Raw genomic sequence first — 14,705 nt, 5'->3', positions numbered from 1 at the left:
CCACCGTTGTAACTCATCACCGATACCGGGGCAGTCCTCTGCATAAACCGCAAACACGTCGATGCAATCCGCTTAATAAGGCGTCAGCAAGTTCCCGCGCAGCAGCGGGAAGTCGCTGGCGCCACCGCTAAGCAGTTTGATTGCCCGTTGTGCAAGGGTTTCCAGCGGGTAAGCGATCAGCGGCAGATGCGGCTGACCAAAAATGGCGGCGGAGCCGTCGAGGCTGAACACCATTACCTCCTGCGGCACTGCACGCTGATAGCGTTTCAGCAGTTCCGCCACTTCCAGCCCCTGATAGTAGTCAGTCACCAGCAGCGCATCAAAAGCGATATGGCGATTGATCAATCCCTGTAGCGCCACACTCGCCGACGACTCCCCGGCAATAACCAGCTGGCGATTAAACGGCAGCGCCATACTTTCCAGCGCACTGCAATAGCCTTGCAGCACCTGATCCGCGGCTTCACCGGGATAAAAATTAAACAGAGCGATTTTGCGGCGCTGTTGTGTCAGCAGATAGTGGGTAGCAGTCTGGCTGGCAAACTCATAATCAATGCCGACCTGCTGTTCGCCGCTGGCATCCAGGCAATCAATCAGCACCGCCTGCTGCGCCGCCTCTGGTAGCGGAAAGCGTGCGCCCACCACCATAATCGCATCGCATAAACCGGTGCTGAGTTCGCCGCAGGCTTGCGCCACTGCGCTGCTGTTATTTGCAAAGCGCAGCAGCAGATGCTTTTGATGCAGCCTGAGTTGTTTCTCCAGCGCCTGCAGGTAGCCGGTGGCCTGCTGAATATGCTCCGTGGCGCAGATTACGCCAATACAATGGGTAGTCTGACTGCTAAGCGATTGCGCAATAGCATTGGGCTTGTAGTTAAGGATTTCCGCCGCACGCAGAACCGCATCGCGACTCTGCTCTGTCACCCCACGACTGCCACTAAGCACCCGTGATACGGTAGCTTTTGATACCTGCGCCAGACGCGATACATCATTAATACTCGCCATCGTTCTCTCTTATCCGCGTCATACTTCAGGCTGCATCTTTGTTGGCTGCGTTCACTCACCCGAATCACGTAGATTACTACGCTCATCGGGATTCGTTCAGTTGCCGCCTTGATGCAGCCCGAATTATTTAGGGGAATATGTTAACCGAAAAACCCATTTTCAGCGGCGGTACGGGCAAACCATTCACCGCTTTTTTTTATGCTGCGCCGCTGGCTTGCCAGATCGAGCTGCACAAAACCGTAGCGGTTTTTATAAGCATTACACCATGACCAGTTATCGATAAAGGTCCACATATGGTAACCCAGACAGTTACTGCCTTCGGCAATGCCGCGATGCAGCCACTGCAAATGCTCACGCACAAAATCGATACGGTAATCATCCTGAATCTGGCCGTGGTGATCAAAACGCTGTTCGTTCTCCACGCCCATACCGTTTTCTGAAATAAAGCAGCGTGGATTACCGTAGTTCTCACGCAGCAGCGTTAAAATGTCATAAATCCCCGGCTCATAGATTTCCCAGCCGCGATAAGGATTCATTTTTCTGCCCGGCATTTCATAGTGATCGAAAAACCACTCCGGCATAAACGGGCTCTCAGGATTGACCAGTGCATCGCGGCACTTAATGCGTCGTGGCTGGTAATAGTTAATCCCCAGCAGATCGACCACTCCCGCCGCCAGCAGTTCGCTGTCGCCGGACTGGCATTGCGGCAGCTGCTGATGCTGTTTCAGCAGCGCTATCAGCTCAGGCGGATAGCTGCCCCGCAGCGCCGGATCGAGAAAGCTGCGGTTAAACATCAAATCGGCAATATTGGCCGCCTTTTTATCCGCCGGATGTTCTGAACGCGCATAGGATGGCGTCAGATTGAGGATAATGCCAATTTCGCCACCCTGCTGGCGTTGACGATAGTTTTTTACCGCCAGGGCATGCGCCAGCATAGTGTGATACGCCACTGTCGCCGCACGACGGAAATCGACCACATTCGGATAATGGAAATCATACAGATAACCACCTTCAACCGGCACGATCGGCTCGTTAAAGGTAAACCAGTGTTTAACCCGATCGCCAAACAGCTGAAAACAGCAATCGGCATAGCGCGCATAGGCATTCACGACTTCGCGGTTCTCCCACCCGCCCGCCTGCTGCATCTCCAGCGGCATATCAAAATGAAACAGATTGAGAAAAGGGGTAATGCCCTGCGCCAGCAGCTCATCGATCATTTGATTATAAAAACTCACCGCCTGCGGATTGACCGCGCCACTGCCATCGGGGATCAGCCGCGCCCAGGAGATTGAGGTACGAAAACTGTTGTGGTTCAGCTGCTTCAGCAGCGCGATATCTTCGCGCCAGTGCTGGTAAAATCCCGAGGTCTCAGCCGGGCCGATCTGCTGGTGAAAGCGCGACGGTTGTTGCTGGTACCAGTGGTCCCAGATGGTGGCGCTTTTGCCACCGTTAAGACTGTCACCTTCGGTTTGCGGCGCCGAGCTGGCGCTGCCCCACCAGAAATTAAGCGGAAACTGATACTTCATAACACTGGCTCCTTATTAACGGGCGCTGATCTCTGCGCCCTGCGCAGCGACATCGGTGGACTTTTCGGCTTCCTGCTGCAGCAGACTGCGCTCATAAACCCGCAGGAAAGGCAGATACATCAGCGCCGACATCAGCATACAGAACAGACACATCACCACCGGGCTGAATGCCCAGTTCGCCGCCCATGAGGCACCAATCGGCCCCGGTGTAGTCCATGGCGCCATCGACACCACCTGCGCCACCCAGCCCAGTTTGGTGGCGGTCCAGGCGATAACGGCGTTGATCATTGGCACGCAGATAAACGGCAGGAAAAACAGCGGATTCATAATAATCGGCATACCGAACAGGATCGGTTCATTAATATTAAAGAAGCTCGGCACCACCCCCATTTTGCCGATGGAGCGCAGATGCGCGGTGCGGCTGCGCAGCAGCAGAAAAGCCAGCGGCAGGGTGGAACCGACACCACCGATCAGCAGATAAAAATCCCAGAATCCCATCAGATAGGTATGCGGTAAGGTGCTGCCTGCTTCCAGCGCGGCCTGATTAGCGGCAAGGTTGGTCAGCCAGAACGGATTCATGATACCGGTGACAATCAGTGCACCGTGAATACCGGCAAACCACAGCACCTGGCACACCAGCACCGAGAGCAGCACCGCAGGCAGCGAGTCCGATGCGGAGACCAGCGGTTCCAGCAGATGCATAATCGCCTGCGGAATAATCATCCCGGTCCAGGACTCAATCAGCAGATTGAGCGGATGCAGTGTGGCGACAATCACAATCACCGGGATCAGAATTTCAAATGAGCGCGCCACGCCGGTCGGCACCTCTTTCGGCAGGCGGATAGTGATTTTATGACGCTTCAGCCAGGCATACACTTCGCTGGTATACAGCGCGGTAATAATAGCGGTGAAAATCCCCTGCCCGGAGAAATATTCGGTGGAGATTTTACCGTCCTGATACGGTGCGGCCACCAGCAGAAACCCCATAAACGCCAGCAGACCGGTCATAACCGGATCAAGTTTATGGTGTTTACCCATACTGGCGCCGATGCCAACCGAAATAAAAAAGGTCATCACCCCCATGCTGAGGTAATACGGTAGCATCAGCTGTTGCCGGTGATTCAGCGAGAAGTCGAGCCAGGCGCGGGCAAAGCGCCAGCTGGTATCCGGAGAAAACGGCGGAAAGATAAATACCAGCATAAAGGAGCCGATAATCATAAACGGCAGTGCACTGACAAAGCCATCGCGGATGGCGATAACATGGCGCTGCTGCCCGACTGCCCCGGCCATTGGCGTGATATGGCGTTCGATGACAGTGACCAATACCTGATAGACAGAGCTCATTACGCCGCTCCTTTGCTGACAATCAGCTCAAGGGCGAAATCGAGCACTTTATCCCCGCGCTGCATGCCGTAATCCATCATATTGATCACCGCGACCGGGATGCCCTGTTCCGCGCCCTTCGCCGCCAGGTTATCAAGCATATATTTGATCTGCGGGCCTAATAACACGACCTGATAGTCGGCAAAATGGTCGCCAAACTCGGTGGCGCTACAGGCGGTAATCTCCACCTCCAGCCCACGCTGGTCGGCTTGTTCCAGCATCTTACGCACCAGTAAACTGGTCGACATCCCGGCGGAACAACAAAGCATAATCTTGTGCATGGTGTTTACTCCCTGTCGCTGAACCAGTCCTGAGTGGAAACGATATGGAAACCGGTTTCCATACAAACAGCTTAATTATGCGAGCGGCTTCAAGAAATGCCGCCACTCACCGTGACAGGATGTGAAATACATCACGAAGACTAATGTGATCAGGCGCCAGCAAAACCGCTGGCGCCCGTTAACGGCATCGAATTACCAGGGCGCACCGCAATTTTTCCCGGCCAGCTCGGACAGCAGGCACAGACGATCAATTTTGCCATTTGGCGTTAATGGCAGCTGACTAACCACCTGCATGCGCGGCAGCATATAGTCAGGTAAGCGCTGTATGATCCACCGCTCAATGTCCGTTTTACTGAACCCATCAGGGCAATCAGGGACAATAAAAGCCACCAGCTGCGGTTCCGCCCCGGTTTTTTTCACCACGCAGACCGCAGCAGCCTGTAACAACCGGCTTTCCAGCAGCTGAAACTCAACCTCTTCAATTTCGACACGGTAGCCACGAATCTTGATCTGGTTATCGCTGCGCCCGGCAAACATAAATACCCCGTCACTGCGCTGCCAGCCAAGATCGCCGCTGTCATACAGCCGCAGCGATTGCCCGCTGCTCGCAATATCAGCGATGATAAATTTCCGCATATTAATTTCCGGCCGCTGCCAGTAGCCACGCGCCAGCCCTTCACCGCCCAGCCAGATACGACCAGTAGCGCCAGGTGCGACGGGTTGCAGCTGATTATCCAGAATAAAAGCACTGGTGTTATTAACCGGCAGGCCTAATGGTACTTCGCCTGTTAGTGGCGCGGAGTGCGTCAGATCGTGATACAGAGCAAATACTGTGCACTCTGTCGGGCCGTATACCGCCAGCAGGCGGCGCGGTGAGCCCGCCTCCAGCACTTTATTAAGCGTCGCCGGATTGATGACTTCCCCCCCAACCAGCAGGGTGTTCATATAACGAAACGCGCGTGGGCAGGTGGCGGTGAGCAAAGTGAACCGCGCGGTGGTGATAAACATAATGCTGACCGAATATTGCTGAAGTGCGGTTTCAAAACGCCAGGGATCACCGATCGTCTCTTTTGCGATCAGCACCATGGCGGCACCATTCAGCAAAGCGCCCCAGATTTCAAACAGTGAGGCATCAAAAGAGGGGTTAGCAATCGCAGCCATCCGATCATTAGCGGTAATAACGACATACTGGCTATCAACCACCAGACGAATAATTCCTCTGGCTTCAATTTCCACCGCTTTTGCCTGCCCGGTGGAACCCGAGGTAAATAACAGATACGCGCGATGAGTGAGCTGTCCGTCATCACATCGTAATAACGGGCTGTCGGTTGAGTGGTCAGGGATATTTTCCAGCAATAGCGACTCGGCAGTAAACCAGGCTTGCTGCGATTGACGGTTGGTAATGATCAGACTGATATGCAGATCCTGCAGCATATAACGCAGCCGTTGCTCAGGAAGCGTGGGATCCAGCGGAACGCAGCTGCCACCCGCCCATAAAATAGCAATCTGGCAAATAATTTGCTCAATACCTGGCGGTAATAAAATCGCCACCGGCTGTTCAGCGCGCAGATTTTTTTCACGCAATCCAGCCGCCAGCGCATGGGCGCGCCGCGCCAGTTCAGAATAACTTATCGTCTGATCTGCGGTGATGATCGCAGGATGTTGCGGATTAATATCAACCTGTTGCAAGAAAAGCGCAATCAGGCCCGTATCATGGGGATAGTGGGATGAATGGCCAATATTAACGCTGTCCGCAGGGACATAAAACTGTTCCATAATAAATCACCTCAGCACTCCAATGTGAAGAGGCAGTATAAGGTAATTTTATCGCTGCAAAAGCCCTTGTTGATTATTTTTTGCACGATTTAAGTTTTGCGCAAAATATTCAGAATCGCTTAATCATTCAGCCGTCAGTATGTACCTTCCGGCACAATTAATTTTCGCGCTGTTGCCAGAGCAACCAGCCTTCGACCTGTACCGAGGGCAAAGGTCGGGAATAGTAGAAACCTTGTGCTTCATCACAGCCGTAAGCGCGCAGAGAATTAGCCGTCTCTTTATCTTCCACCCCTTCAGCCAGCACCACATAATCCAGCTCTTTCAGCATGCTGATGACACTGCGGGCAATAATACGGCTGGCGGTGTCGCTCGACAGCCTGTCGATTAAAGATCGATCCAGCTTGATAACATCCATCGGGATACGTCGCAGGTAACTGATATTGCTGTAACCGGCGCCAAAATCATCCAGCGAAATGCGAAATCCGCGTAATTTCAGCATATCCAGCCCGTTTAACGCCGCACTGCTTTCCAGTACTTTTTCCGTTTCCAGGCATTCAATACCCAGATCGTCGGGCTGAAGCCCCATGCGCAGCATTTTCTCTTCCAGCATATCGGCAAAACCTGGACGTGAGAAATCACTGACGGTGACATTTATCGACACCGGAATGCGTATTCCTTTATTTTTCCACTGCTGCAGCTGTTTCAGCGTGTTATCAATCACCCAGTCGGTCAGTTCGCTCATCAGGCTGGTCTTTTCCACCAGCGGAATAAATTTCGCCGGTGAAAGCTCACCCAATAACGGATGCAGCCAGCGAATCAGCGCCTCAAGCCCAACAGTTTTCCCGCTTTGCAGATTCACCTTCGGCTGATAAACCAGATACAATCCGCTGTTATTCTGTAGTGCAGCGGCCAGGTCGTTCATCAATAAGTAATCCTCATTATGCTGATTGTCGACCACCGCGTTATATTCAAGGAAGTTCTGCCGGCTGCTGATGGCTTCATGCAATGCACTGACCGCCCTTCTTAATGCTTCAGTAGCGTTGATTTCGCCGGCAGTGAAACGCACCATGCCGGTAAACACATCAAGGCTGACTGAAATATCATCGGTTATTTGCGCGCGAATGCCTTCCAGCCTGCTGCTGACACTGCTGCCGGTAAGCGGACTGCCCTCGCTGACCAGCAAGGCAAAGCGACCGGTCGCCGCCGTATACAGCACATCACTCTGTTTCAGACGCAGCCGCAGGCGCAACAGCATCGCGATATCGCGCAGTAATGCCTCAACGGCATTCATCCCCAGCGTTCTCGCCATCTCGTAAGCGCGCGGCATATCGATGCAGTCGATTAATATCAGCTGTTGCGGCGACGGTTTGTCGCTTGCGGCAAGCAATTCAATATCGCGTAACAGGCGCTGACGGTTTGGCAGCAGCGTGACAACATCGATATAGCCGGTTTTATACCACGCCTGCAGATAGCCCGTGACAAGGCTGCCCAGCAGTTCCAGCGTTTCCATATCCTGCGCAGAGAATTGATGCGGTTTGGTATCAGTGACACAGAAAGTACCTATCACCGCCCCTTCTGCCGTGCGTAACGGCACGCCGGCGTAAAAACGGATCCAGGGTGCGCCCAGCGTAAGCGGATTACGGCAAAAACGCTCATCGGTTAGCGTGTCAAAACAGACGGTGACTTTTCCCGACTCGGCGGTATGGCGGCAAAATGCATCTTTAATCGAACTTTCGAGCAGGTCGAAATTTTGCGAAACCCGAATATACTGACGTTCATCATCAATGACCGAAACAAAACTGCCAGGAATATCAAGAATTTCACTGGCCAGCCGGATGAATTTTTGCAAAATGTCGTCACGGGTGCTGTCTGTGGATTTCAGCATTTCCAGTGCGGCTATACGCTTTATTTCTTTGTTGTTCTCAATAACCATCTTGTGCATCACCGAAAATTACCAGGAATTAGGATTATTCCCACAGACAGGCCACATTCAGGCCGCGGCCAGCAATAGTAACCTTTCGTAAGCAAATAGCGAGAGTTATTGCTAACAGGATTCTGTAATTTTTCAGCTAAGGGGCAAAATAGCGGGATTGAACAAGTGGTGGTGGAAGCAGTATCGCTTCCACCTGGAGGGAAAAAGCTTACGACAGGCGTCGCTGGCTACGCAATAATGCCCAGCCACTCAATAGTGCGAGGATCATCAGATAATAGCTCGGCGCGAGGCTGGTGCCGGTCGCGGTAATCAGCAAACTACACACCAGTGGCGCAAAACCACCAAAGACCGTGACGGCGATGTTATAGCTGATTGCCATCCCGCTGGCGCGGGTTTCCATCGGAAACAGATCGGCCATTAACGAAGGCACGGTGGAGAAGTAGATCGATTTCAGTAACGCCATCCAGCCAACCAGCAGCATCAGCGTCAGCGGCGTGGTGTGATTCACTACCAGCATAAACGCCGGCCAGATGGTGATAATCAGCAGGATCAGCGAGCACCACATCAGCGGAATACGCCCGATTTTCTCCGCCCATAATCCCATAAGTGGCGTCACCACCGTCAGAATCACCCCCGCCAGCAGCGTGGCGCCAAACGCCACCGAGCCCGGCAGATGCAGGTTTTTTGTCGCATAGGTCGGTACATAGTTCAGCATATAGTTAATGGCCGTGGAGATTACCATCAGACCAATTGCCAGCAACAGCAGCTCTTTCTGGCGCCCGACCAGGGTTTTCAGCGGCGCAGCATGCTTCTCCGCCGGTTTAAAGCTGGCGGGTTCATGCAAATGACGACGAATATAGAGACCGACCGGACCGATAATCAGGCCAAAGGCAAATGGAATGCGCCAGCCCCATTCCTGGATTTGCGCTTCAGTTAACCACGCGGTTAAGCCGAGGCCAAATGCTGAGGCCATCAGGGTACTTGCGCCCTGAGTGGCAAACTGCCAGCTGGCGATAAAAGCTTTGCGCTCAGGAAAGTGCTCAACTAAAAACGCGGTTGAACTGCCAAACTCTCCCCCTGCCGAGAAACCCTGAATCAGTCGCGCCAGCAAAATCATAATCGGTGCGGCAACGCCAATGGTGGCATAAGACGGCATAAAGGTGATGATCGCGCCACCCAGCAACATCAGGCTGATGGAAACCAGTAACGCTTTTTTGCGGCCAACACGATCCGCATAGTTACCCAGCACTATCGCGCCAAGCGGGCGAATCAGAAAAGAGACGCCAAAACTGCCCAGCGCCAGCAGCAGTGATACTGAAGGATCCTGGCTGGGGAAAAAAGCATGGGCTATGTAGCTGGCAAAGAAACCGTATACCGCAATATCAAACCACTCCAGCGCGTTACCAATGCAGGTAGCAAACAGGGTTTTATGCAGATTCGGTTTTACCGCGCTGGCGACTGGCGCACGCTGGCTCAATTCGCTCATGATTTTTCTCCTGATCGCGCCTGATGCGCCTGATGCCGGGCGATTAACTGCGCGCCCTGCTCACCCAGATCCCACAACAGCGCCGTCATCATCTGTAAACCTTCACGGGCAATCGACTTCAGCATATGTTCATCCACCGCATGCTGACCGCAGGCCGGATAGGAGTGAGGGATCCATAATGTCGGCAGGCCAAGAATGTCGGAGAACACTTCGTTCGGCAGCGAACCACCCAGATTAGGCAATAGTGCCGGTTTTTTACCACTGCTGGCTTCCATCACCTCCAGCGCCCAGGACACCAGGGGATCGGTCGGATCGAGTCGCGTCGCGGGCGTGCCGCGGATCACCTCAACATCAACATAGTCAAAACCGTGCTGGCACAGGTGCGCGCTGATATGGCTTGCCAGATTTTCCCAGTCGGTTTCTACCACAAAGCGTAACTGACATACCGCAGTGGCTTTGCCCGGGATGGCATTCATTGGGCGTGCCGGATTGCCGGTGAGAAACGCCAGCACTTCCAGCGTATTCCAGCCATACAGACGCTCGGCGCCGCTCAGTCCCGCTTCACCCCACTGGCTATCAATCTCCGGATCGCTATCATTGCCGCCCACATCAATATCGCTAAGAATCGCGCGCACCTGATCGCTGATTGCCGGCGGTTTCAGCGCGGCAACCTGTAACTGGCCCTGCGCATTCACCAGACAGGCAATGGCACTGGCCAGCTGAGTGCCAGGGTTGCTTAGCAGTCCCCCCCAGTTGCCGGAGTGATAATCTTTTGCGCGCGCATTGATGCTCAGACGGAAATTGACGCAGCCGCGTGAGCCAAGAAACAGCGTCGGGCGTACCGCATTGAGACGTGGGCCATCCGAGGCAATAAACAGATCGGCACGCAGTAGTTCAGGTTGCTGACGGCAAATTTCCGCCAGACCCGGCGAGCTGATCTCTTCGCCCATCTCAAACAGAAATGTGCAGTTAAAACCCAGTTTGCCGCCGCGCGCCTGATAAACCTGTTCCAGCGCCGCAATATTGACGCTGTGCTGACCTTTATTATCCGCGCTGCCGCGCGCATACCAGCGATCACCCTCTTCAACCAGTTGCCATGGCGTCAGGCCAGGGCGCCAGTTTTCATCGTCGCCAAACACCACATCGCCATGGCCGTAACACAGCATGGTCGGAAGTTGCGGATCTTCAATACGAGTGGCAATCAGAAACGGGCGGTTTTTCGCCTGCGGATTGTCAAACTGATGCAGGGCAAAGCCCAGCGCGCTGAGTGCCGGCGCGATCTCTTCATCAAGATAGCGTTGCAGCAGCAGATCGCGATCATCACGCTGGCTTTCGGTGGCCAGCGCCACACGCCGGGCCAGAACCCGCTTAAATTCCCCACTGTCGAAATACGCTGTTGCCAGCGCGACTGCCTGTTCACCTGTCATAGTCTGTCCGTTGTGTTTATCTGTTTTGTTATCGGATTTATCTAAGCTAAAATCACGCTTTGCCACAATTGTTAATTTGGTAAACTAGCGTTGCATAAAAAGCAAGGCTGACTTGCCCGATAACAAGGCATGCACCGTAACGAGGCAGCACTATGCACAGCAGTGAAATTCGCTATTTTCTCGCAGTGGTCAATACCGGTTCGCTAAGCGCTGCCAGCGAGCAGCTGTTTGTCGCCGTCTCAGCGATTAGCCGTCAGATTCAGCGGCTGGAAACACGGATCGGCGTGCCGCTGTTTGAACGTCATGCACGCGGTATGATCCTGAATGAAGCCGGACAGATTTTTGAAAACCATGTGCGCAAAAGCCTGATGGATATGGAGCATGCGATGGCTGAAATTAAGGGGCTGAACGCGGTGCGGCGCACGTTAATTCGGGTTGCCTGCACGGATGGTATGGCATTTTATCTGCTGCCCTCTCTGTTTGCCGGTTTTCGCCAGCTGAATCCGGCAGTGACTTTTAGCCTGCGGGTGCTGAGCGGGAAACAGGTGGCGGAAGCCGTTCGCGATGGCGACTGTGATGTGGCATTCCAGTTTAGTTTGCACCCGGAACGCGGCGTGGAGGTGATCTCCTCTTATGCTGCGCCAGTGCTGATGGTAATGAAAAACGATCATCCACTGGCCGGGCAGCAGGTGACGCTGAACGATTTAAGTCATTATCCGCTGGCGTTGCCGGAACCTGGCACGACGGTACGTCAGCTGTTTGATCTTGCCTGCAGGATGAACGGCACTTTTATTGAGCCGGTGCTGACCTGTAACTTCTTTTCCAGTCACTACAATTTTCTGCTGCATTCGCCACAGGCAATCACCCTGTGCAGCCATTTTACCGTGATGTATCAGGCGCAGGAGCAGGGTCTGATGCTTAAAACCTTCGGCGTCGATCAGCTGACACAACGCTCACTACAGATACAGGCGCCACCGGGTCGCCAGCGCAGCGCAGCGTTGAATCTGTTTCTGCAATTTGCCAGCGAACAAATGCAGCTACAGAGTGAACAGGTCCGGCAGGTATTTGGCTTTTGATTGATTCGTAAAGGCAGAACACTATAAGCAGACGCAGCTGTTGCCCTGTAACAATCCTAGGGCATCACTTTCCTGATCACCTCTAATTCAATACCAATACTGATAGCATGTTTTGCATTTTTAACGCCGAATTTACGTACCACATTGGCCATATGGAATTTTACCGTACTTGGCGTGATAGCAAGAATGATGGCGATTTCCTGATAGGTTTTCCCGGTGCTGGCCCAATGTAATATTTGATTTTCCCGCACCGATAATGCTTCGCGATGCGGACGCTGCTGATTATGAAAATCATCACAAAGCGTATGCATTTTTTCATGTGTCTGGATTAACAACATCTGCATCGCCTGAATTTCTTCAGGTTTATCATTAAAGGCGCACTGGCTTTCATTACCCATCATAAATGACAACACCGCCAGGTTATGTTGCTGATCATGTAATACAAAGGTATAGCCATTAGCAATATTATACTCTCTGGCCATATCGAGTACTGTAAGCGGCGGTTTCAGATAGGATTGCAACATACTGTTTTTATCCCAATAAAACGGGGACACACGATGTGATGCGGTCAGCATCACAGGGTCAATCAGGTGATATTTATTTTCGTCATACACTTCAAACCAGCGGTTATTATTTGAAATCGCAATAAACTCGGCCGGATTTTTTTTATTCATTATCGCGTATGCAAAATTGACCTCATTAAAGATACCGAGACAATTCTCCAGGTAGCACTTTATTGTGGAGTTAATGAGGTTATTTTCATAAAATATCTCAGCCATTACCCCTCCGGGACCAACAGAATAAAACACTATAAAAAAATAAAAAACCAGAATAAAATTACACTTAGTACAGAGTTACTTCAACTTGATAAATATTCGTATATTTTTAAGATAACCAACCCAATAATAACACGATTCTTTCTTATTGCACTTCAATCCCATCTGTATGTTTGAATTATCTAAGCCAACAATACTATCCTGATGATTGTAAAGGTGTTTATATATATAGTTTCTGTCTCAGGATGCAGCCTGTTTAATCATAAAGTAACGGTAATTATAATTTCATGCTGGTATCAGATCGCCCTGCCAGGTATCCTTGCTTATTGCTAATATATATTTATAGTAAGGTATTAAATTAAAAGTTTTATTATAATTGAAGGTTAAGAATGTCACCGTATTGATGATAATGGAACTGATATCTTCTGCATAAAAGCAATGAAACGGCCAAAAATAGCGCAAGAAAGAACATCATGTTTCATCGCACGTGTGAACAACATCAAAATAGTTTGACTCAGCAGGATTTATTTGATCAAATTTTGATCAGGCTGTTGTATGGGTAAATAAATACAATAATAAGCTAGAAAATTATTTGCTAAATAAGTAAAATAAATCATCCCCTATGTGAGTAGAAACGTTTTTTCAGGAGGCAGTATGTTAGAAATCTTTGACGTTAGTTTTGATATGATTTCGAATAATAAAATGGATGAAATGTTCACGCTAAGAAAAGGGACATTTAAAGACCGACTAAACTGGGCCGTTAAATGTACGGGAGAGATGGAGTTCGATGAATATGATGGTCAGCACACCCATTATCTGCTGGGCATTAAAGATGAAAATTTGATTTGCAGCGTGCGTTTTATCGAAATGCAATATCCGAATATGATCGATGGTACTTTTGCTTCGTTTTTCAAGGATGTTAAACTACCGCAAGGAAACTATATCGAATCAAGTCGCTTTTTTGTTGACCGTGCCAGGGCAAAAAATCTTTACCCCGGTAAAAATCCCGTTGCCATTATGCTGTTTCTGGCGATGGTTAATTACGCCCGAAATTATCACTATGATGGCATACTGACCATTGTCAGCCACCCGATGCTGACCATTTTAAAACGTTCCGGCTGGGGCATTAGCGTTATCTCTCAGGGAATTTCCGAGAAAGACAAGCCGGTGTACTTATTGCATCTACCGGTTGATAAGGAAAATCAGCAAATCCTGATTGACCGTATCAATCAGCATGATCGCAGCGGGTCAGGCACGTTTAATAAGTGGCCATTAACTTTACCACTTATAAAGGCGCGGGCTGAATAAGTTGCAGTTCTACCCCCAGCCGTATTGCATGTTTAGCGTTAAGCACGCCTAATTTTTTCACAACGTTACCAATATGAAATTTTACCGTGCTTATTTTAATCCCCAGAATCACCGCGATTTCCGGATAGGTTTTACCAATACTGGCCCAGTACAGGATTTCATTTTCTCGTTGTGAAAAAATTTCCTTTTTAGTTACTGCTTTGTTTTTTTCACTTTCAATCAGATCTTTATAAAGCATGATAATTTTTTCATGTACTTCTATCAGTAACATTTGTAATTTATTTTTGTTACTCTTTATAACCTCTTCAATACTGCTGCTATCATGCTCATCAAACATCAAAGATAGCATCGCCAGATTATGATTATTATCATGCAGAACAAAGGTATAGCCATTAACAATATTATACTGCTTTGACAGATTAAAAATCCGTGAAAACTTAAGTCTTGAATTCACTACCTGGTTATCATCCCAGGAAAATGGTGATATTTTATTTATCGCTGTCAGAATAACCGGATCAATATGCTGATAATTATTTTCTAAATAGGTATCCACCCACTGCCGGGGATAGTTGGAAATAATAACCACTTCGGATGGGTTTTTTTTATTCATTATCATATAGGCATATTTCAAATTGCCATGCAATTCTAACTGCCTGTTAAGGTATTCATTTACGGTGCTATTAATATCTTCGTCATTCGAGAAAAGCGCTGACATTTATCTGACCTCAACCTTA

At 50.5% G+C, this 14,705-nt stretch carries 12 protein-coding genes; 2 read left to right on the top strand and 10 right to left on the bottom strand.

From position 1 onward, the window contains the following. Positions 1–72: 72 nt before the first annotated feature. From N5923_RS18995 to N5923_RS18960, 8 genes are all read right to left on the bottom strand, one after another. Positions 73–999, bottom strand: coding sequence for a LacI family DNA-binding transcriptional regulator (locus N5923_RS18995; protein ID WP_267144810.1), 927 nt, complete (start codon positions 997–999; stop codon positions 73–75). 140 nt (positions 1,000–1,139) lie between these two features. Continuing rightward, positions 1,140–2,525, bottom strand: coding sequence for a glycoside hydrolase family 1 protein (locus N5923_RS18990; RefSeq protein ID WP_267144811.1), 1,386 nt, complete (start codon positions 2,523–2,525; stop codon positions 1,140–1,142). A 15-nt stretch (positions 2,526–2,540) separates the two neighbouring features. Continuing rightward, a complete protein-coding gene (locus tag N5923_RS18985; RefSeq protein WP_267144812.1) occupies positions 2,541–3,869 on the bottom strand; it encodes a PTS sugar transporter subunit IIC in 1,329 nt (442 codons plus the stop codon). Further along, positions 3,869–4,189, bottom strand: a complete 321-nt coding sequence (locus N5923_RS18980; protein ID WP_267144813.1) for a PTS sugar transporter subunit IIB — start codon at positions 4,187–4,189, stop codon at positions 3,869–3,871. The genes N5923_RS18985 and N5923_RS18980 overlap by 1 nt, the downstream gene beginning before the upstream one ends. A gap of 192 nt (positions 4,190–4,381) precedes the next feature. Further along, complete coding sequence (locus N5923_RS18975; RefSeq protein ID WP_267144814.1) at positions 4,382–5,965, bottom strand: amino acid adenylation domain-containing protein; 1,584 nt, start codon at positions 5,963–5,965, stop codon at positions 4,382–4,384. Positions 5,966–6,122: 157 nt separating this feature from the next. Then, positions 6,123–7,850: a sensor domain-containing diguanylate cyclase gene (locus N5923_RS18970; RefSeq protein ID WP_267144815.1), complete on the bottom strand. Its 1,728-nt coding sequence runs from the start codon at positions 7,848–7,850 to the stop codon at positions 6,123–6,125. 256 nt (positions 7,851–8,106) lie between these two features. Further along, positions 8,107–9,384 carry an MFS transporter gene (locus N5923_RS18965; RefSeq protein WP_267144816.1) on the bottom strand — a complete coding sequence of 426 codons (1,278 nt, stop codon included), beginning with the start codon at positions 9,382–9,384 and terminating at the stop codon, positions 8,107–8,109. Then, positions 9,381–10,811: a M20 family metallopeptidase gene (locus N5923_RS18960; protein ID WP_267144817.1), complete on the bottom strand. Its 1,431-nt coding sequence runs from the start codon at positions 10,809–10,811 to the stop codon at positions 9,381–9,383. Before N5923_RS18960 ends, N5923_RS18965 begins: the two co-directional genes overlap by 4 nt. 152 nt (positions 10,812–10,963) lie before the next feature. On the opposite strand from N5923_RS18960, the gene N5923_RS18955 reads away from it, so the two are divergent. Then, the gene (locus N5923_RS18955; protein ID WP_267144818.1) at positions 10,964–11,887 is read left to right on the top strand and encodes a LysR family transcriptional regulator; all 924 of its coding nucleotides are present in this window, start codon (positions 10,964–10,966) and stop codon (positions 11,885–11,887) included. A 56-nt stretch (positions 11,888–11,943) separates the two neighbouring features. Here the strand turns inward: N5923_RS18955 and N5923_RS18950 are convergent, their stop codons facing one another. Beyond that, positions 11,944–12,666 carry a LuxR family transcriptional regulator gene (locus tag N5923_RS18950; protein ID WP_267144819.1) on the bottom strand — a complete coding sequence of 241 codons (723 nt, stop codon included), beginning with the start codon at positions 12,664–12,666 and terminating at the stop codon, positions 11,944–11,946. Positions 12,667–13,317: 651 nt separating this feature from the next. Here N5923_RS18950 and N5923_RS18945 point away from each other — a divergent pair. Continuing rightward, positions 13,318–13,971 (top strand): acyl-homoserine-lactone synthase, encoded by a 654-nt coding sequence (locus N5923_RS18945; protein WP_267144820.1) that lies wholly within the window; start codon positions 13,318–13,320, stop codon positions 13,969–13,971. On the opposite strand, the gene N5923_RS18940 is transcribed toward N5923_RS18945, so the two are convergent. Continuing rightward, on the bottom strand, positions 13,949–14,686 hold the full coding sequence (locus tag N5923_RS18940) for a LuxR family transcriptional regulator (protein WP_267144821.1): 738 nt from the start codon (positions 14,684–14,686) through the stop codon (positions 13,949–13,951). The two genes, N5923_RS18945 and N5923_RS18940, sit on opposite strands and share 23 nt — an antisense overlap. Between the last annotated feature and the right edge of the window lie 19 nt (positions 14,687–14,705).

Source organism: Winslowiella arboricola, from assembly GCF_025527015.1.
GTDB lineage: Bacteria > Pseudomonadota > Gammaproteobacteria > Enterobacterales > Enterobacteriaceae > Erwinia > Erwinia arboricola.
The sequence above is the reverse complement of the archived record's forward strand: the minus strand, read 5'-3'. Positions and strand labels throughout refer to the sequence as shown.

What these genes read in the sequence shown, in the direction of transcription:
- N5923_RS18955 (WP_267144818.1), top strand. Translation starts at nt 10,964, where the DNA reads ATGCACAGCAGTGAAATTCGCTATTTTCTCGCAGTGGTCAATACCGGT.
- N5923_RS18970 (WP_267144815.1), bottom strand. Translation starts at nt 7,850, where the DNA reads ATGCTGAAATCCACAGACAGCACCCGTGACGACATTTTGCAAAAATTC.
- N5923_RS18940 (WP_267144821.1), bottom strand. Translation starts at nt 14,686, where the DNA reads ATGTCAGCGCTTTTCTCGAATGACGAAGATATTAATAGCACCGTAAAT.
- N5923_RS18965 (WP_267144816.1), bottom strand. Translation starts at nt 9,384, where the DNA reads ATGAGCGAATTGAGCCAGCGTGCGCCAGTCGCCAGCGCGGTAAAACCG.
- N5923_RS18985 (WP_267144812.1), bottom strand. Translation starts at nt 3,869, where the DNA reads ATGAGCTCTGTCTATCAGGTATTGGTCACTGTCATCGAACGCCATATC.
- N5923_RS18980 (WP_267144813.1), bottom strand. Translation starts at nt 4,189, where the DNA reads ATGCACAAGATTATGCTTTGTTGTTCCGCCGGGATGTCGACCAGTTTA.
- N5923_RS18945 (WP_267144820.1), top strand. Translation starts at nt 13,318, where the DNA reads ATGTTAGAAATCTTTGACGTTAGTTTTGATATGATTTCGAATAATAAA.
- N5923_RS18950 (WP_267144819.1), bottom strand. Translation starts at nt 12,666, where the DNA reads ATGGCTGAGATATTTTATGAAAATAACCTCATTAACTCCACAATAAAG.
- N5923_RS18975 (WP_267144814.1), bottom strand. Translation starts at nt 5,965, where the DNA reads ATGGAACAGTTTTATGTCCCTGCGGACAGCGTTAATATTGGCCATTCA.
- N5923_RS18960 (WP_267144817.1), bottom strand. Translation starts at nt 10,811, where the DNA reads ATGACAGGTGAACAGGCAGTCGCGCTGGCAACAGCGTATTTCGACAGT.
- N5923_RS18995 (WP_267144810.1), bottom strand. Translation starts at nt 999, where the DNA reads ATGGCGAGTATTAATGATGTATCGCGTCTGGCGCAGGTATCAAAAGCT.
- N5923_RS18990 (WP_267144811.1), bottom strand. Translation starts at nt 2,525, where the DNA reads ATGAAGTATCAGTTTCCGCTTAATTTCTGGTGGGGCAGCGCCAGCTCG.